Below are 18,893 nucleotides of genomic sequence, written 5' to 3'. Positions count from 1 at the left end.
GTTTTATATCGGGAAACTGGTGGGATCAGGTCGCGTGTTTCATGTCTCGGTGCTCCATTGCCACATCGCGGCGGCGGACATGGCGAGGACGATCGCGCCCGAGGTGAGCATGATGCCGATCATGCGGAACGCGTAGGTCTGTTGCTCGGTGACGCTCGGGCTGCGCAGACGGAGTAGCATCGCGGTGCCGACGATTCCGAGCACGCCCGCGACCACGAACATGATAGCTGAACCATATGTCATGCGGCGATCTCGCATGACATGCGTTGAGATGCCGAGCCCCGTATCGGGGAACCCACCACAGGAGAACGACCATGGTCGATGCAACCCAGATCCAGGAACATGCCGAAGTCATCGGCGCGGACGGCGTCCATGTCGGCACCGTCGACAAGGTCGAAGGCAACCGCATCAAGCTGACCAAGAAGGACTCGGGCGCCCAGGTCGTCGAGGGCAAGGGCCGCCATGAAGGGCATCATCACTTCATCTCGCTCGGGCTGGTTGCGGATATCGAGGACGGCAAGGTCCGGCTTTCCGCCAACGCCGACGTGGCGGTGACGTTCGAAGAAGAGGCCTGAACTCTTAGCGGCGCGTGTCGTACGCGCCGTCGAGACTGCCCGAACCCCGGTCCGCTTCGCGCGGGCCGGGGTTTTTTGCGTCAGGCGCCCCCCGGTCCGTGTTTCACGGGCCAGGGTCACGCTTGAGCGCCGGGGCGCCTTACTGGCAGGCAAGGCACTCATCGTAATCCTTCGACCCGACGTCGATCTGGCGCAGGTCGATGGTGTTGTCGGCCTCGACCCCGCCGGCAAAGCCCGCGCGCTGGACCGATTTCGAGCGGAGGTAATAGAGCGACTTGATGCCGAGCTCCCACGCGCGGAAGTGGAGCATGAGCAGGTCCCATTTCTCGACGTCCGCCGGGATGAACAGGTTCAGCGACTGCGCCTGGTCGATGTACGGGGTGCGATCCGCGGCGAGTTCGAGCAGCCAGCGCTGGTCGATCTCGAAGCTCGTCTTGTAGCAGTCCTTTTCCTCGGTCGAGAGGAAGTCGAGATGCTGGACCGAGCCGCCCTGCTCGAGGATCGAGTTCCAGACCGCGTCGCTGTTCTTTGACTTCTCGCTGAGCAGCTTTTCGAGATACGGGTTCTTGATCGAGAAGCTGCCCGACAGCGTCTTGTGCGTGTAGATGTTCGCCGGGATCGGCTCGATGCACGCCGATGTCCCGCCGCAGATGATCGAGATCGACGCGGTCGGGGCGACCGCCATCTTGCAGCTGAAGCGCTCCATCGCGCCGACGTCGGCGGCATCGGGGCAGGGGCCACGCTCGATCGCGAGTTGCATCGAGGCTTCGTTGGCCTGGCTGCTGATGTGCTTGAACATGCGCAGGTTCCACGACTTCGCCATCGCGCCTTCGAACGGAATGCCGCGCGCCTGGAGGAACGAGTGGAAGCCCATCACACCGAGACCGACCGAGCGCTCGCGGCCCGCGCTGTAGGCGGCGCGTTCCATGCCGGGTTCGTGGCGGTCGATGTAATCCTGCAGCACGTTGTCGAGGAAGCGCATGACGTCCTCGATCAGGCCCTTCTCGTCCTTCCACTGGTCCCATGTCTCGAGGTTCAGCGACGACAGGCAGCACACCGCGGTCCGCTCGTTGCCGAGGTGATCCTTGCCGGTCGGGAGCGTGATCTCCGAGCAGAGGTTCGAGGTCGAGACCTTGAGGCCGAGCTCACGGTGATGCTTCGGCATCGCCTTGTTCACGTGATCGGCGAAGACGATGTACGGCTCGCCGGTCTGGAGGCGGGTCTCGACGAGCTTCTGGAACAGCGAGCGGGCGTCGACGGTGGCGCGGATCGCCTGGTCCTTCGGCGAACGCAGGTGCCATTCGTCGCCGTTGCGGACGGCTTCCATGAAGTCGTCGGTGATCAACACGCCGTGGTGGAGGTTCAGCGCCTTGCGGTTGAAATCGCCCGAGGGTTTGCGGATTTCGAGGAATTCCTCGATCTCGGGGTGCGAGACGTCGAGATAGACCGCGGCCGACCCGCGACGCAGCGAGCCCTGGCTGATCGCGAGCGTCAGCGAATCCATGACGCGGACGAACGGGATGATGCCGCTGGTCTTGCCGTTGAGGCCGACCGGCTCGCCGATGCCGCGGACGTTGCCCCAATAGGTGCCGATGCCGCCGCCGCGCGAGGCGAGCCAGACATTCTCGTTCCAGGTGTCGACGATGCCGCCGAGGCTGTCGGGGACCGAGTTGAGGTAGCACGAGATCGGCAGGCCGCGACCGGTGCCGCCGTTCGAGAGAACGGGGGTGGCGGGCATGAACCAGAGCTTCGAGATCGCGTCGTACAGGCGCTGTGCGTGACCGGCGTCATCGGCATAGGCGGAGGCGACGCGGACGAACAGGTCCTGGTAGCTTTCGCCGGGCAGGAGGTAGCGATCCTTGAGCGTGTCCTTGCCGAATTCGGTGAGGAGCGCGTCGCGGCTGTGATCGACCTCGACCGGGTAGATCTGCGCGCGCACGGAATGGCTGTCCTGCGCCTGGCGCGGCGCCTTCGGAGCCTCGGCTTCGATGGTGGCAGTGGTCTGTTCGATCGTATCTGTGGTCATGTCGCTATCCCGGCTGCTGTCTCTGAAATCCATCGAAACCGCTCCTAGTGTTCTGTATTCGTTCGAATCGGCGTTATGTCGCCATGCTACCATCGGACGGCCCCTAACGGGAGAACAAAAAGTGACCATCGCGGCGGTGGAAGGCGCGCTTACGGTCATATCGCATATGGCTATGCGAGGGTTGTTCTACCAGCGATTGGGTCCGCCCCCGAACGCAACCCCAAGAGATTGTGCCAAAGCGCGAAGAGACGCAAGGGGGTGCGGGGTGTGTGGAGGGCTCGGTTCGTCGCGTTCGTCGCGGGGCTGGGCGAGCGAGGATTCGCGACGCGTGGACTTCTGCGGGGTTCGCGATGTGCAAGGGAACGGGGCGGGAACGAAAAATTATTTCGGTGGTCGAAGTGGCAAATGTTGCTTCAGTCGTGAGCGAGTGTGAGCGAGTGTGAGCGAGTGTGAGCGAGGGCGGGGCGCTTGATATGGGGTAAGTCCCTAACGATCCTCCCCCGCCAGGGGGAGGTGGCTGGCACTCGCCAGACGGAGGGGGAGGTAAGCGCCACCTTCGTTCCGTGTCCTCCCCCTCCGTCGCCTAAAGGCGCCACCTCCCCCTGGCGGGGGAGGATCGAAAATCTGGTTGGCGTTTCATCCAGCTACGGCTTCGCCGGGGGTGACGGAGGGAGAGGTGGCTTCCTACCCCTCGATGATCGTCCGGATCTGAGTCGCGAGGGCCTCCATCGCGAAAGGCTTGGTGACCATCGACATGCCCGGCTCCAGGAAGCCCGCCGCTAGCGCCGCGTTTTCCGCGTAGCCGGTCATGAACAGCACGCGCAGCCCGGGACGCATCGCGCGGCCGGCGTCGGCGACCTGGCGGCCGTTCAACCCCGGCAGGCCGATGTCGGTGACGAGCAGGTCGATCCGCTCCATCGTCCGCAGCCGTTCGAGGCCGGTCGGGCCGTCATGCGCCTCGACCGCCTGATACCCCAGTTCGCCCAGCACCTCGACGATCAGCGACCGGACGACGGCATCGTCCTCGACCACCAGCACGATCTCGCCCGCGTCGGTGACGTGGTCCTGCGTCAGTCCGGGAAGCGGCTCGTCCTGCTCCGCTTCGCCGTAATGGCGGGGGAGGTACAGCTTGACCGTCGTGCCCTGGCCGACTTCGCTGTAGATCTTCGCATAGCCCTCCGACTGGCGCGCGAAGCCGTAGATCATCGACAGGCCCAGCCCGGTGCCCTGGCCGATCGGCTTGGTGGTGAAGAACGGTTCGAACGCCTTCGATATGGTGTCGGCGGACATGCCGGTGCCGGTGTCGGACACGCAGACGCAGACATAATGGCCGGGCCGCACGTCGCGCTGGCTGGCGGCGAAGTGATCGTCGAGATGCGCATTGCACGTCTCGATCGTCAGCTTGCCACCGTGCGGCATCGCATCGCGCGCGTTGATGACGAGGTTGAGCAGCGAATTTTCGAGCTGGTTGGGATCGCACAGCGTCGTCCACAGGCCGGCGCCGAGCACCATCTCGAACTCTATCCGTTCGCCGATCGTACGGCGGAGCAAATCCTCCAGCGAAGCGACCAGCGGGTTGGCCTTGACCGGGCGCGGATCGAGCGGCTGGCGGCGCGAGAAGGCGAGCAGGCGGTGGGTGAGCGAGGCCGCGCGGTTGGCGGCGGTGGTGGCGCCGGTGATGAAGCGATCGAGTTCGCCGACGCGCCCTTGCGCGACGCGGCGCTGGACGATCTCGAGGCTGCCGGTGATGCCTTGCAGCAGATTGTTGAAATCGTGCGCGATGCCGCCGGTGAGCTGGCCGACCGCCTCCATCTTCTGCGCCTGGCGCAGCGCCTCCTGCGCCTCGACCAGTTCCTGCGTGCGATCGCGGACGCGCTGTTCGAGGTCGGCGTTGAGCGCCTGCAGGTCGCGCTCCAGCATCTTGCGGTCGGTGACGTCGGCGCCCTCGACGAAGATCCCGACGACCGCGCCGTTCGCATCGCGGATCGGCTGGTAGACGAAATCGAGATAGCGATCGTCGACCGGGCCGCCCGGTGCGGCCTGTACCGCATAGAGCATGCCGGACGCGGTGAACGGCTCGCCGGTCGCGTAGACATGGTCGAGCAATTCGAGAAAACCCTGTTCGACCGCATCGGGCAGGGCCTCGGCGACGGTGCGGCCGAGCACGGGGCGGTGGCCGACCAGCTTGTCATAGCCCGGATTGGTGAGTTCGAAGCGGTGCTCGGGCCCGCGCAACATCGCCATGAAGGTCGGCGCCTGCGCGAACATCTGGCCCATCCGCTCACGCTCGTCACGAAGTGCGCGTTCGATCAGGACCCGCTCGGTGCTTTCGTAGGTCGAGCAGAACATGCCGGCGACCGCGCCGCTCTCATCGCGGACGGGGGAATAGGAGAAGGTGAACCAGGTCTGCTCGTCATAGCCCTTGCGATTGGTGACCAGCGGCAGGTTCTCGAAGAACGACGCCTTGCCGGCGAGTGCGCGATCAACCAGCGGGCCAATGTCCGACCAGAGTTCCGACCATATGACATCGAGCCGACCGCCGAGCGCGGCCGGATGCTTGTCGTAGAGGATCCGCGCGTAATGATCGTTGTAGAGGAAGCCGAGTTCGGGGCCCCAGGCGACGCACATCGCGAATTCCGAGGCGAGCATGAGCGACACGATCGAGCGTAGCGATTGCGGCCATTGCTCGATCGGGCCGAGCGGCGACGACGCCCAGTCATGCGTGCGGATCATCGCCGCCATCTCGCCGCCACCGGTGAGAAAGTCGGCTACGGCGGTCGGTTGTCCCGCCGGGGTCTTCGCGTCTGTCGTCATCTCAGAGTCCTGCCGGGTCGCACACCGGACCGGAGTATACTCCGATATCGGGTCGATACCGGCTCGGCCCACGATAATCCACCGCTCGCACAACGACGGCTGCCACGGGTCGGCGGGTCATCGGCACAGCTCGTCGGCAAGTCGGGTCAGGCTGTCGACGCTGAACTCCCAGTCCTGCCCGTCGTCGGCATCCGGCGCGGGGCGGCCGCCATATTCCAGCGGGCGATCGACATAGGCGGTCTGCAAACCGGCGGCGCGGGCGGCGGCGAGGTCGCTGTGGTGGGCTGCGACGAGGCAGAGTTCGGCAGGCTCGACCGCGAGCATGCGCGCGGTGGCAAGGTAGGATTCGGGAAGCGGCTTGTAGATGCGGCTGACTTCGGCGCCGAGGATCGCGTCCCAGGGTAGGTGTGCGCGGCGGGCCATGTCGAGCATCAGCGCAATGTTGCCGTTGCTGAGCGTGACGATTGGGTAGCGAGTCTTGAGGCGGGTGAGGCCGTCGACCGAGTCCGGCCAGGGATCGAGGCGGTGCCAGGCGTGGATGAGGTCGACGAGCGTGTCTTCGTCGAGTGTCGCGGGATCGATGGCATGGTGGCGGAGCAGGTCTTCGAGCGCCTCGCGGTGGAGCGTGTCGAGGATCACGAACGGCCGCCGTCCGCTGCGAACTTCTTCCAGCGCGGGCTGATAGCGTCTGCGCCAGCCGTCGGCGAAGGCATGCGGATCGATGTCGCTGCGACCGAGCCGCGCAAGAACGGGCCCGGCGCCGCGGGCTATGCCGGAGCGCCAATCGACCACGGTGCCGAATACGTCGAAGGCCAGGGCCTTGATGCGAGTGCGCTGGGGCATGGGGGAGAGACGGTATTGGGGGGCGGTTGGTTCCGAGCGGGGGTGTAAGTGCGTCCCTATGTACTACTTCGGGCTAGCTACCACCCCGGCGGAAGCTACCACCCCGGCGGAAGCTACCACCCCGGCGGAAGCTACCACCCCAGCGGAGGCTACCACCCCGGCGGAGGCCGGGGCCCAATTGGGGGCGGTGCATTGGCGTATGCTGCGCGCGCTTACCTCGACCTTTCCAATTGGGCCCCGGCCTTCGCCGGGGTGGTTGGTGGGGTTTGCGACCTCGGCGCTCACCGCAGTCCGCTGCCGCCGATCCGTCGGCCAAGACAAGTCGTTCACGTAAGATAGCTCGTCACCCCAGCGAAAGCTGGGGTCTTTCGGTTGTCGCGCGTGAGCTTGCCGCACGAGACCCCAGCTTTCGCTGGGGTGACGGGAGAAACTGGGGTGACGGGAAAGAGGCTAACCTGACACGCCACTCACCCTCAATACTCCGTCACCCCACCCGGCGGATGCGAGCTGCCTGGCCGGGGTTCAACCGTTCCAGATTGAACGCCTCGTGGAACTCGATCCCCGCCTTGCCGCCATGCGCCCAGCGGACCCGGGCGGGGGTCATCTGGTTTTCGAGGAGTTCGATCTGGATCTCGATGCCGTCGGGATTGCCGTCGAACTTCAGGCCGTCGAGCATCGCGCCCGAGGTCGAGATGTCGCGGATCCGGACGTCGCCGTGGATGCCGTCGAGCAGAATGCGGGCGGAGCGGAGCATCTTGTGGCGGCGGGCGCGGCTGACCTTGAAGCCGCTCGCGGTCGCCGCACCGTTCTCGACGCCCAATTGCCGCAGCGCCTCTTCCGCGCGGACCGGACGGCCATAGACATAGCCCTGGATGTGGCTGCAGCCGAGATCGCGCAACAGATCGATCTCGTCCTGCACCTCGACGCCCTCGGCGGTCGTCTCCATGCCGAGCGTGTCGGCGAGCGTGACGATCGCCTTGATGATCGCGGCGTTGCGGTTGCCGGGTTCGGCGGCGCCCTTCACGAACGACTGGTCGATCTTGATCTTGTCGAACGGTGCGTTGCGCAGATAGCCGAGCGACGAATAGCCGGTGCCGAAATCGTCGAGCGCGAGCCGGACGCCGACGCCCTTGAGCGCCTTGAACATCTGTTCGGACGAGCGCGTCTCGTCGAGGAACACGCCCTCGGTGATCTCCAGTTCGAGCCGGCCGGCGGCGATCCCCGACTGGGCGAGCGCGCTGGTGACGAGTGCGGGGAGGACCGGGTTGGCGAACTGGATCGGCGAGACGTTGACGGCAACGCGGATCGTGTCGGGCCAGCGCACTGCCTCGCTGCACGCGGTACGCAGGACCCATTCGCCGATCGCCTCGATCAGCCCGCATTCCTCGGCGACCGGTATGAAGTCGGCGGGCGAGACCAGCCCTCGCGTCGGATGGTTCCAGCGGATCAGCGCCTCGTAGCCGACGATCCGGACCGAGTCCGTGCTGACGACCGGCTGATAGCAGAGATGGAACGCGCCTTCCGACACGGCGACGCGCAGGTCGTCCTCGAGCAGCTTGCGCGTCCGCGCGCCTGCCAGCATCTCGTCCGCGAAGAACCGGTGGACGCCGCGGCCGTCGCCCTTGGCGGCGTACAGCGCGAGATCGGCGTTGCGGACCAGCGTCTCGGAATCCTCGCCGTCGTCGGGCGCGATGGCGATGCCGATCGAACAGCCGATCGTGACCGCGGTGCCGCTGATGAAATAAGGCTGCGACAGCGACGCGATCAGGTCGCGCGCGAGATCGGCGAGCGTGTCGCGATTGTCGATGCCGGGCAGCACGACCTTGAACTCGTCGCCGCCGAGCCGCCCGACCAACCCGGTGCCGCCGACCCCGCGCTGCAGCCGTTGCGCGACCTGCTGCAGCAGCGCGTCGCCGGCCTGGTGACCCAGCGTATCGTTGACCGCCTTGAACCGGTCGAGGTCCATCAGGAACAGCGAGGTCGCGCGGTACGGCCCGGTGTTCTGCGCGAGCGTCTTTTCGAGCGAGATCCGCATCCGCTGGCGGTTGGCGAGCCCGGTGAGGCCGTCGAACAGCGCCAGCCGGGTGATCTCCGCCTCAGACTTGCGCTGTTCGGTCAGATCGCTGCCCGAGCCGATGAACCCCTGGAACCGGCCGAGGTCGTCGACAACCGGGCGGCCCGAGATCGACCACCAGCGGTCGCTGTCCGACTCCGCCGCGCAGACCGAATAGTCCGAGAACGAGGTCCGCGACGAGATGTGGAAGGCCAGCGTGCGCTCGGTGCCCGGCGTGTCGCTGTCCATCTGGAACAGGTCGGTGAGCGACTGGCCGATCGCGCTGCCGGAGGGGACGAGATCGCGCGCGACCTTTGCCGAAAGATAGGTCACGCGGCCCTGGCGGTCAGCTTCCCAGAACCAGCCGGCGCCGTACTGTTCGAACTCCGCGATCATCTTGACCGCGACGCAGCCTGCGTTCGAGGCCGCCGCGCGTTCGAGCTCGCGCGCGTGGTCGATCCGCGCGAGGCGCAGCGTTGCCGCGATCAGGCAGCCGAGGAACAGCAAGGCGATCGCCACCGGGATGCCGGGCCCGGCGAGGACCGCCAGCGTCAGCACCAGCCCGCCGCCGAAACCGAGCGACGCGGCGCGGACCGGGTGGAGGCTGACCGCGGTGATGCCGATCGTCCCCGCGACCGCGACCGCGTCGGTGAACCGGATCGGGCCATCGGGCGCCGATGTGATGACCCATAGCAGCGCGGTCAGCATCGCCGCCATCGCCGCGGCGCAGAGCGTCACGATCCGGTTGCGCTTGTACGGCGCGAGCGTGACGAGCGCCGGCAGGCGGACGGTCGCGAAGATCGATAGCGAGGCCGCCAGGAGGATCGCGGACTGCGCGGCGATCCCGATGAGGCTGACCTGCGTATCGACCTGAGCATTATCTGCGCCGAATGCGGCCAGGCCGATCAGCAACGCGCAGGCGATGCCCTGGATCGCCAGCGTGAACGGCCAGACCGCGGCGACCTGGGCGAGCTTCAGCACGAACAGATCGGTAACCTGATCGCGGTCGTCCTCGCTCAGCCCGAACAGACCGCGCAGGGCAAGGCCGTGCGGGCGGCTGTGCGCACGGCGATCGGCGGTGGGAAGCGGCGCGTACATCGGGGGTATCCTGCGGATTCGAGACGATCCGGGCATGTGCGGCGACGCCGGCTCCAGGGCTGGAGCGAACGCGGTCGTGATGCCCGGTCGTCCACCAATCGACCCGAAGTGGTTTTTTAAGCGTAAACGGGAAGTTCAGTTCTGGGGATAGCTATGCGTGCTGTCGCGTTGAGGGTCCGAACCCCTTTTGCGAGGCATTCCCCATGAGCGTCGTTTCCAACATCACCTCCGCCCTCGGACTGGGCAAGAAGAAGGTCCGCTACGCGATCGTCGGACTCGGCGACATCTCGCAGGCATCGATGATGCCCGGCGTCGCGCATACCGGCAATTCCGAGATCACCGCGCTGGTCACCGACGATCCGGTCAAGGCTCGGGCGCTGGGTAAAGACTATGGCGTCGAGGCGACCTATCGCTACGACCAGTTCGACGAGCTTCTTGCTTCAGGGTTGATCGATGCGGTCTATCTCGGAACGCCGAACTGGCGGCACGCCGAGTTCGCGATCCCCGCGCTGAAGGCGGGCATCCACGTGCTGTCCGAGAAGCCGCTCGAGATTTCGGTCGAGAAGGCCGAGGCGATCCGCGATGCCGAGCGCGCATCGTCGGCCAAGCTGATGACCGCGTACCGGCTGCATTTCGAGCCGTCGACGCTCGATGCGATCCGGCGCATCCGGGCTGGTGAACTCGGCGAGCTGATCGCGTTCACCTCTTGCTTCACGCAGAAGGTCGATCCGGCCAATCACCGCGTGAAGAACGGCGTGCAGGCCGGGCCGCTGTTCGACATGGCGCCGTACCCGATCAACGCGACCCGATATCTGTTCGGGGCGGAGCCGACCGAAGTGGTTTCGGCCGTTGCGACGCGGCATCCCGAATTGGGGCTTGGCGACCTCGACGACACGTTCGCAGTGACGTTGCGGTTTCCCGGCAACCGGCTTGCGCAGTTCACCGTTTCCTATGCGGCCAACAACGTCGACAGCCTGACGATTTCGGGCACCGAGGGCAGCATCCACATGGACCCGGCCTACGGCTTCGGCGACGCGATGGAGCAGCGTGTGACGATCGGCGAGAAGAAGAGCCATGAGAGCTTCAAGCCGACCGACCAGTTCGGCGGCGAGATGCGCTATTTCTCCGACTGCATCCTCGAGGATCGCGACCCCGAGCCCGATGCGGAGGAGGGACTGGCCGATCTGCGTGTGATCGAGGGCGTGCTGGAGGCGCTGAAGACGCGCGGGCCGGTGACGCTGCCGCCGTTCGTGCGCTCGCGGCGAATTTCGGCGGAGCAGGAGCAGACCCTGTCGCCGATCAAGGAACCCAAGCTCGTTCACGCCGCCAGCCCGACCGGCTGAGCGGCATGCTCGCCTTCCTCGATTTTGAAGCGTCGTCGCTGGGTAAGAAGAGTTATCCGATCGAGGTGGCGTGGGTGTTCGAGGATGGTGCGTCGGAGAGCCATCTGATCAAGCCTGCGCCCGAGTGGACCGACTGGGACGCGGCAGCGCAGGCGATCCACGGGATCGAGCGGCGGGTGTTGGAGGAAGAGGGCGAGGACCACCGGCTCGTTGCCGCGCGAATGGTCGAGGTGCTGGCGGGGCATGACCTGCTGGCCAGCGCGCCGTCCTGGGATGGGAAATGGCTGAGCACGCTGTTGCGCGCGGGCGGGCAGCCGAAGCGGGTGCTTCGGCTGCGCGACACAGACGCGGCGCAATTGGAGGCGGCGCGGGCGTGCCTCGCGGGTGTGGAGCCGGCGGCGGTGCGGGAGGCGCTGGCGCGGGAGGTGGTCGGCGAAGTGTCGCAGCGGCGGAACGGGCGCGTGCCGGATCACCGGGCGCTTGCGGATGCGGAGGCTGAGTTGGCGCAGTGGCGGGAGGTACGGGTCGAGGCGCAGAGGCGGGCGAAAGGAGTGCTGGCTGCCAATACCGAGCGCGGACCCGGCTGAGGCTCCACCCCGGCGAAGGCCGGGGTCCAGTTGGGAGCGGTGCGTGACTACGGGTAGCGCTTTGTTACTACGACCTTTCCACTTAGGCCCCAGCCTCCGCCGGGGTGGATGTCTTAGTTGAGACCGAAGCCGCAATACGTCCAAACCCTGTTTCCCCGCGAAGGCGGGGACCCAGACTGGGCTCCCGCCTTCGCGGGAGAACAAGGGAGCGAGTGCCTGGCGGTGGAGCGATGCCCCCCGCTGCCTCAGTCCGTCTCCGCGCGCGGCGCGCCGCTCTGCGTCACCGGTTGCGGCCCGTTTGCAGTCGCTTCTAGCGTCGAGTCCCCGCCCAGCACGCGGTATAACGTCACGCGGTTGCTCGCGCCGACCAGCTGCGTGGCGACCAGATTGCGTTGCGCGGTGTAGAGCGAGCGTTGCGCATCGAGCGAACTCAGGAACGTGTCGATCCCGCCGCGGTAGCGCGCGTCGGTGAGGCGGTACGTGTCCTGCGCCGCGGCCGAGAAGTTCTGGTTCGCCTTCAGCTGGTCGGCGATCGTACCTTGGCGCGCGAGCGCGTCGGCGGTCTCCTGGAACGCGGTCTGGATCGTCTTCTCGTAAGTGGCGAGCGCGGCGTCGCGTTGCGCCTTCGAATAGGCGACCCCGGCGATCCCGGCACCGGCGCGGAAGATCGGGTAGCTAACCGAGGGCGCGACCGAATAGTTGAACGCGCCGCCGCTGAACAGCGAGGTCAGCGACGTGCTCGCGAACCCGAGGATTCCGGTCAGCGAGATCCGCGGGAACAGTTCCGCACGTGCCGCGCCGATCTCGGCGTTGGTGGCGCGCAGTTCATACTCGGATTGCACGACGTCCGGACGCCGCAGGAGGATGCTGCTGTCGAGCCCTGCCGGCAGCGTGGCGACGGTCGGCAGCGCCTGCTCGATTGACTCGGGCAGGAGCGTGGCATCGACCGGCGCACCGACGAGCAGTTGCAGCGCGTTGACGTCCTGCGCGAGCGCGGTGCGTTGCTGCGCGAGGTCGGATTGCGCGGTGAATAGGATCTGCTGCGCCTGGCGGAGATCGGTGCGCGGGGCGACGCCGCCGCGCAGCCGCGCGTTGGTCAACGTTACGCTGCGCTGCGAACTGGCGACGGTATCCTGTGCGATCTTGAGCAGGCTGCGGTCGGAGGCATAGGTGAGCCAGGCGTCGGCTATGTCGCCGACCAGCGTCAGGCGGGTCGCGCGAGCGGCGGCCTCGGTCGAGAAATAGCGATCGAGTGCGGCGCCGGTCAGCGAGCGGATGCGGCCGAAGAGATCGAGTTCGAACGCGGTGGTGCCGAGATCGACCGAGAAGGCACTGTTCGAGCTGGACGAACTGACCACCGATCCGGTCGAGCCGGTGCCCGTTCCGACGCCACCCGTGCCGGTGCCCGTCCCACCGGTGCCCGTACCGGTTCCGCCGGTACCCGTGCCGGTGTTGCCACCCGTGCCACTTGTGACGGTATTGCGCGTGCCATTGCCGCCACCCGAATAGGTGTAGCGGCCGCTCGCATCGATCTGCGGCAACAGGTCGGCACGCTGGATGCGGTATTGCGCGCGGGTCGCGGCGATGTTGGCCGCTGCGACGCGGAGGTCGCGGTTGTTCGCCAGTGCCTGGACGATGATCTGCTGCAGCCGCGGGTCGCGGAACACGTCGCGGTAGGTGATCGCGGGCAGCGTCGCCTCGGACTGGCGCAGATACGCATCGCCGACCGGGAGTGACGGCGGCACGGGAAGCTCCGTCCGCGCGTATTTGGGCGCGAGCGAGCAACCGGCGAGCGCGGTCGACGCGGCGAGGATCAGGACTAGCGAGCGCATCATGCGGGCTCCGGCCGGTGGGGGCCCTGTGGTTCGGGCGGGCCCAACGGTTCATTGTGATCGCCGTCGTTTCCGTCATGCTCGCCACCCTGATGACCGGTCGGGCGACCGCGCAGCTTGGCGATGCCGTCGCGCGCGCCGCGGCGGACGAGGACGAAGAACAAGGGGATGTAGAAGATCGCGAGGATCGTCGCGGTCAGCATGCCGCCGACCACCGCCGTGCCGATCGCGATGCGGCTGTTCGCGCCCGCGCCGGTTGACAGCGCCAGCGGCAACACGCCGAGGATGAACGCGAACGAGGTCATCAGGATCGGGCGAAGACGGATCTTGGCCGCGGACATCGCCGCCTCGATGACGCGTTTGCCCTTCTTCTCCTCCTGCTCGGCGAATTCGATCATCAGGATCGCGTTCTTGGCGGCCAGACCCATCGTGGTCAGCAGGCCGATCTGGAGATACACGTCGTTGATGAGCCCGCGCAGCGTCACCGCGAGGATCGCGCCGACGAGGCCGAGCGGGATGACGAGCAGCACCGCGATCGGGATCGTCCAACTCTCATACAGCGCGGCGAGACACAGGAAGACGACGAGCAGCGACAGGCCGTAGAGGATCGGCGCCTGCCCCGAGGACAGGCGTTCCTGATACGACAGCCCCGCCCACGCGATCGAGGTGCCTGGGATCTGGCCGGCGAGCTCGGCAATCCTGGTCATCGCGTCGCCCGAGCTGACGCCCGGCGCACCAGCCCCTTGGATCTCGTAGGAGGAGATGCCGTTGAAGCGCGACAGCGTCGTCGGCGCCTGGCCCCAGCTGGTCTTGGCGAAGGACGAGAACGGCGCCATCTGGCCGTTCGAACCGCGCACGAACCACTGGCTGAGATCGGACGGCTGCGCGCGGAACTGCGCGTCGCCCTGGACATAGACGCGCTTCACGCGGCCGCGGTCGATGAAGTCGTTCACATATTGCCCGCCCCAGGCGGTCGACAGCGTCGAGTTCACGTTCGCCTGCGTAAGCCCGAGCGCCGACAGCTTCTGCTGATCCGCATCGACGCGCAGCGTCGCGACGTCGGGCAGTTCGGTGAGCCGGATCGCGGTCAGCGACGGATCGGCGCGGGCGAGCGCGAGCAGCTTGTCGCGCGCGGCGTTGAATTCGGTCTGCGTAAGGCTGCCGCTATTCTGCAGCTCCATGGTGAAGCCGTTGGACGAACCGAGGCCGCGGATCGCGGGCGGCACCAGCGAATAGACCTGCGCGTCGCGGAAGCCGGCAAATGCCTGCGAGGCGCGCCCGGTGATCGCATCGGCGGTGTTTTCCTTGCCCTTGCGCTCGTCCCAGGGCGCGAACGAGATGAAGCCCTGGCCGGTGTTCTGGCCGCTCGCGCCGCCGCCGCCGCCACCGCTGACGGTGAACATCGTCCCGACGTTCGCCTTCTCGTTGGTCAGGTAATATTGTTCGATCTGCTTCTGCAGCGCGAAGGTGCGGCCTTGCGTGGCGCCGGCGGGAAGCTGGAACTGAACGATCCCGGTGCCCTGGTCCTCGGTCGGCAGGAAGCCCGTCGGCAGGCGCAGGAACAGCACGGCCAGCAAGGCCACGGTCCCCGCGTAGATCAGCAGGAACAGCCATTTGCGGTCGATCACCGACTGCACGCCGCGGGTGAATTTCTGCGTACCCTTCTCGAAGGTCGAATTGAACGTGTCGCCGGCGCGCGTGAAGAAATGCGACACCTTCGGGAATTTGCGTTCGCCCCAGCTCTTCTCGTGGTTGCCCTCCGCGTCCTTCTTCTTCTGCTTGAGCAGAGTCGCGGTGAGCGCAGGCGAGAGGATCAGCGCGACCAGCACCGACAGCACCATCGCCGACACCATCGTCAGCGAGAACTGGCGGTAGATCACGCCGGTCGAGCCGCCGAAGAACGCCATCGGCAGGAACACCGCCGACAGCACGAGCGCGATCGCGACCAGTGCGACGGTGATCTCGTTCATCGATTCGATCGTCGCCTCCCGAGGCGTCATCTCGGGATTCTCTTCCATCAGGCGCTCGACATTCTCGACGACGACGATCGCATCGTCCACGAGAAGCCCGATCGCGAGCACGAGCCCGAACAGCGTCAATGTGTTGATCGAGAATCCGGCGAGATAGAAGATGCCGAACGTGCCGAGCAGCACGACGGGCACCGCGATCGTCGGGATCAGCGTCGCACGCCAGCTTTGCAGGAACACGAACATCACGATGACGACGAGGATGACCGCCTCGATCAGCGTCTCGACGACCTCGTCGATCGACAGCTTGATGAAGTTCGTCGTGTCGTTGGCATAGGCGTATTTCAGGCCGGGCGGGAAGCGCTTCGACGCGTCGGCGACATAGGCCTTGACCAGCTCGGCGGTCTTGAGCGCGTCGGCGCCCGGCGCGAGCAGCACCGCGATGCCGGCACCGGGATGCGCGTTGATGCGGCTGCGCGCGTTGTAGTTCTCGGCCCCCAGCTCGATCCGGGCGACATCGCGCAGCTTCACGGTGGCGCCGTCGTTGGTGGTCTTCAGGATGATGTTGGCGAACTGCTCGGGCGTCTGGAGACGCGACTGCGCGGTGACGGTCGCGTTCAGCATCTGCGTGTCAGGCTGGGGTTGCCCGCCGAGTTCGCCGGCGGCGACTTCGGTGTTCTGCGCCTGGATCGCGGTCGTCACGTCGCTCGGGATCAGCTGGAAGCTCGCGAGCTTGTTCGGATTCAGCCAGATCCGCATCGCATATTGCGCGCCGAACACGTTGCTGTCGCCGATGCCGGGAATGCGGCCGAGCGGATCCTGGAGGTTCGAGACGAGATAGTCGGAGACGTCCTGGTTGGTCAGCTTGTCGGTCTCGTCATAGACGCCGACGATCAGGAGGTTGTCCGGGTTCGATTTCCGCACCACGAGGCCCTGTTGCTGGACCTGGGTGGGGAGGCGCGACAGCGTCTGCTGGACCTGGTTCTGGACCTGGACCTGCGCGATGTCGGGATCGGTGCCCTTTTCGAACGTCACGGTGATCGTCACCGAGCCGCGCGACGACGAGGACGAGCTGAAATAGATCAGGCCGTCGATGCCGGTCAGCGATTGCTCGACGACCTGCGTGACGCTGTTCTGGATCGTCTGGGCGTTGGCGCCGGGGAAGCTGGCGCGGATCGAGACCTGCGGTGGCGCGACGTCGGGATATTGCGCGATCGGCAGCGCCATGATCGCACCGATGCCGCCAAGCATCACGATGATCGCGAGCACCCAGGCGAAGATCGGGCGATCGATGAAGACACGGGACAACATAAGGGCTTAGCCGGCCTTTTTCTGGCTGGATTGGCCGCCTGAGGTGTCACCCTTGGGCGCTTCGATCTTTTGCGCGGCGGTTTCAGGGACCGGCTTCACGCCCTGGTTCGGGGCGATCTTCGACAGCCCCTGGGTAATGATCCGGTCGCCGGGGTTGAGCCCGCCGGTCACCACCCAGAACGCGCCCTGTGTGCGGTCCGCCCTGATGTTCTTCTGCACCGCCTTGTTGTTCGCATCGACGACATAGACCGTCGCATTGCCCTTCGCGTCGCGCGACACGCCCGCCTGCGGCACGAGGAACGCGCGCTGGTTGATCGCCTGCGCGAACTTGGCCTGGACGAACATGCCGGGCAGCAGCAGCCCCTGCGGATTGGGGAAGCGCGCGCGCAGCGTCACGGTGCCGGTTTCGGTGTTGACCAGCGCTTCGGCGAACTCGACCGAGCCGGTCGCGCCATATTCGCTGCCGTCCTCGAGCGTGAGGCGGACTTCGGCGCGGGTCGCGACGATGCCGTTCCGGCCGAGCGAGCGCCTCAGCGCGAGCAGGTCGCCGGAGGATTGCTGGATATCGACGAACATCGGATCGAGTCGCTGGATCTGCGCGAGCGGATCGGTCTGCGTGGCGGACACGAGCGCGCCGACCGTGAACAGCGAACGGCCGATACGCCCGGTGATCGGCGCGGGGACGGTCGTGAACTTGAGGTTGATCTGCGCGGTTTCGAGCGCGGCGCGGGTCTGCGCGACCGAGGCGGTGGCCTGGCGCGAGGTGGCGAGCGCGTTGGTGTAATCCTGCTTGCTGATCGCCTCCATCTCGGCGAGCGGCTTGTAGCGCTGGGCGAGAATATTCTGCGCCTGCTGGTTGGCGCGCGCGCTTTGGAGGTTGGCCTGCGCTTCGTTGGCGGCGGCGCGATAGAGGCGCGGGTCGATCTCGTAGAGCGGCTGGCCCTTCTTGACGAGCGTACCCTCGGTGAAGAAGCGGCGGCGGATGATGCCGGTGACCTGGGGCCGGACGTCCGAGCTTTCGAATGCGGTGGTGCGGCCGCTGAGCTCGGTGGTCATCGCGACGCTGGTCGGCTGGACGACGACATAGCCGACGGTGGGCGTGCCCTGGCCGGGCTGGCCGCCCTTGCCCTTGCCTTGCGCCTTTTCGCCGCCGCCCGAACAGGCAGCGAGCGCCAGCGCGGGTACGAGCAGGATGGCGCGCTGCCGCGTCGAAAATCGTGTGGCTATCAAGTTTGGTATCCGCTCGCGATCGGTGGGGCAGGTGTTGGTTTGGCTAAACCACGAGGATGTACCAGAAGTATGTCAGTTGAAAAGCGGGTGTGCGAAATAGGGTAGAAAGAGTAACCTGTTTGACTGGTTGGGGGTATTGCCGGGGGCGTCCGGCAAGCTGCACAAGGTTGTTTCCCCGCGAAGGCGGGGACCCAGACTGGACTCCCGCCTTCGCGGGAGAACAAGGAAGGGGCATCCGTCCTCAATCACGTTCACCACCCTCATCACTCACAGACACCACCCCGGCGAAGGCCGGGGCCCAATTGGAAAGGTCGCAGTAACGAGGGACTGCGCTTCGTTAGAGACGTCCCCCAATTGGGCCCCGGCCTCCGCCGGGGTGGTGGTAGGTTTGGACCGATTTCGCGCCCTCCGTCATCCTGACGAACGTCAGGACCCAGAGCCGTGAGGGGATCGTTTGTGGCTCTGGGTCCTGACGTTCGTCAGGATGACGGACGGATGTTTTCGGGGCGATTGCGATGATCGATGACGACAAGAAGGCGGCGGCAGTCGCTGCCGTGCAAGAAGTTCAGGCCGGGATGCTCGTCGGACTTGGCACCGGCTCGACTGCGGCGTTCGCGATCCGGGCGCTGGGCGAGCGTGTCGCGGAGGGCTTGGCGATCCGCGCGGTCGTCACCTCCGAAGCGTCCGGCAAAATCGCGCGCGAGGTCGGCATCGAAGTCCTCCACTTCGCCACCATCGCCCATGTCGACCTCACGATCGACGGCGCGGACGAGATCGACTCGCGGTGCTTCGCGATCAAGGGCGCCGGCGGGGCAATGCTCCGGGAGAAGATCGTCGCCGCAAGCTCGGCACGGATGGTCGTGATCGCGGATGGCTCCAAGCGGGTGAAGCGGATCGGCGCGGCGAAGCTGCCGGTCGAGGTGCTGCCGTTCGCCATCGGCTATGTCATGCGCGTGCTGACCGACATGGGTGCCGCCCCCGTCATCCGCGACAACTACCGGACGGATCAAGGCAATCTCGTCGTCGACTGCCATTTTCCAACCCTCGAAGACCCCCACGCAACCGCCACCGCCCTCTCCGCAATCCCCGGCATTCTCGGTCACGGGCTGTTCCTCGACGAGGTCGACGCGGCGTATATTGCAACGAACGGCGTCGTTACGCGACTGGAACGGACGGGTGCATCCGCCTAAAGGCTCCCTATCTTGGCAACCAGA

General features: G+C 66.3%; 12 protein-coding genes. 4 read left to right on the top strand and 8 right to left on the bottom strand.

Translation table 11 applies throughout. The annotated features are described in order from the left end of the window. Positions 1–39: 39 nt before the first annotated feature. Positions 40–243 carry a hypothetical protein gene (locus H8S47_RS01395; RefSeq protein WP_187502157.1) on the bottom strand — a complete coding sequence of 68 codons (204 nt, stop codon included), beginning with the start codon at positions 241–243 and terminating at the stop codon, positions 40–42. A gap of 71 nt (positions 244–314) precedes the next feature. Here H8S47_RS01395 and H8S47_RS01390 point away from each other — a divergent pair, with 71 nt between their 5' ends. After that, the gene (locus H8S47_RS01390) at positions 315–575 is read left to right on the top strand and encodes a DUF2171 domain-containing protein (RefSeq protein ID WP_187502156.1); all 261 of its coding nucleotides are present in this window, start codon (positions 315–317) and stop codon (positions 573–575) included. Positions 576–714: 139 nt separating this feature from the next. Here the strand turns inward: H8S47_RS01390 and H8S47_RS01385 are convergent, their stop codons facing one another. From H8S47_RS01385 to H8S47_RS01370, 4 genes are all read right to left on the bottom strand, one after another. Then, complete coding sequence (locus tag H8S47_RS01385; RefSeq protein ID WP_398457256.1) at positions 715–2,601, bottom strand: ribonucleoside-diphosphate reductase subunit alpha; 1,887 nt, start codon at positions 2,599–2,601, stop codon at positions 715–717. Positions 2,602–3,285: 684 nt separating this feature from the next. Then, entirely contained in the window at positions 3,286–5,415 is a 2,130-nt protein-coding gene (locus H8S47_RS01380; RefSeq protein ID WP_214654881.1) for a hybrid sensor histidine kinase/response regulator, read from the bottom strand. Between the two features lie 117 nt (positions 5,416–5,532). Next, a complete protein-coding gene (locus H8S47_RS01375; RefSeq protein WP_187502154.1) occupies positions 5,533–6,258 on the bottom strand; it encodes a haloacid dehalogenase type II in 726 nt (241 codons plus the stop codon). A gap of 484 nt (positions 6,259–6,742) precedes the next feature. Beyond that, positions 6,743–9,409 (bottom strand): EAL domain-containing protein, encoded by a 2,667-nt coding sequence (locus H8S47_RS01370; protein WP_187502153.1) that lies wholly within the window; start codon positions 9,407–9,409, stop codon positions 6,743–6,745. Between the two features lie 203 nt (positions 9,410–9,612). Here H8S47_RS01370 and H8S47_RS01365 point away from each other — a divergent pair, with 203 nt between their 5' ends. Together H8S47_RS01365 and H8S47_RS01360 are read left to right on the top strand one after the other, a co-directional pair. Further along, positions 9,613–10,752, top strand: a complete 1,140-nt coding sequence (locus tag H8S47_RS01365; protein WP_187502152.1) for a Gfo/Idh/MocA family protein — start codon at positions 9,613–9,615, stop codon at positions 10,750–10,752. A gap of 5 nt (positions 10,753–10,757) precedes the next feature. Next, entirely contained in the window at positions 10,758–11,339 is a 582-nt protein-coding gene (locus H8S47_RS01360; protein ID WP_187502151.1) for a transcriptional regulator, read from the top strand. 245 nt (positions 11,340–11,584) lie between these two features. On the opposite strand, the gene H8S47_RS01355 is transcribed toward H8S47_RS01360, so the two are convergent. From H8S47_RS01355 to H8S47_RS01345, 3 genes are read right to left on the bottom strand one after another with little or no spacing between them, the layout of a single operon-like run. Continuing rightward, a complete protein-coding gene (locus H8S47_RS01355) occupies positions 11,585–13,174 on the bottom strand; it encodes an efflux transporter outer membrane subunit (RefSeq protein ID WP_187502150.1) in 1,590 nt (529 codons plus the stop codon). Then, positions 13,171–16,449: an efflux RND transporter permease subunit gene (locus H8S47_RS01350; protein ID WP_187502149.1), complete on the bottom strand. Its 3,279-nt coding sequence runs from the start codon at positions 16,447–16,449 to the stop codon at positions 13,171–13,173. Before H8S47_RS01350 ends, H8S47_RS01355 begins: the two co-directional genes overlap by 4 nt. A 6-nt stretch (positions 16,450–16,455) precedes the next feature. After that, positions 16,456–17,676 (bottom strand): efflux RND transporter periplasmic adaptor subunit, encoded by a 1,221-nt coding sequence (locus tag H8S47_RS01345; RefSeq protein ID WP_187502291.1) that lies wholly within the window; start codon positions 17,674–17,676, stop codon positions 16,456–16,458. A gap of 518 nt (positions 17,677–18,194) precedes the next feature. On the opposite strand from H8S47_RS01345, the gene rpiA reads away from it, so the two are divergent. After that, the gene (rpiA, locus tag H8S47_RS01340; RefSeq protein ID WP_187502148.1) at positions 18,195–18,869 is read left to right on the top strand and encodes a ribose-5-phosphate isomerase RpiA; all 675 of its coding nucleotides are present in this window, start codon (positions 18,195–18,197) and stop codon (positions 18,867–18,869) included. The last annotated feature ends 24 nt before the right edge of the window (positions 18,870–18,893 follow it).

This window comes from Sphingomonas albertensis, assembly GCF_014358075.1.
Classification (GTDB): domain Bacteria; phylum Pseudomonadota; class Alphaproteobacteria; order Sphingomonadales; family Sphingomonadaceae; genus Sphingomonas; species Sphingomonas albertensis.
The sequence above is the reverse complement of the archived record's forward strand: the minus strand, read 5'-3'. Positions and strand labels throughout refer to the sequence as shown.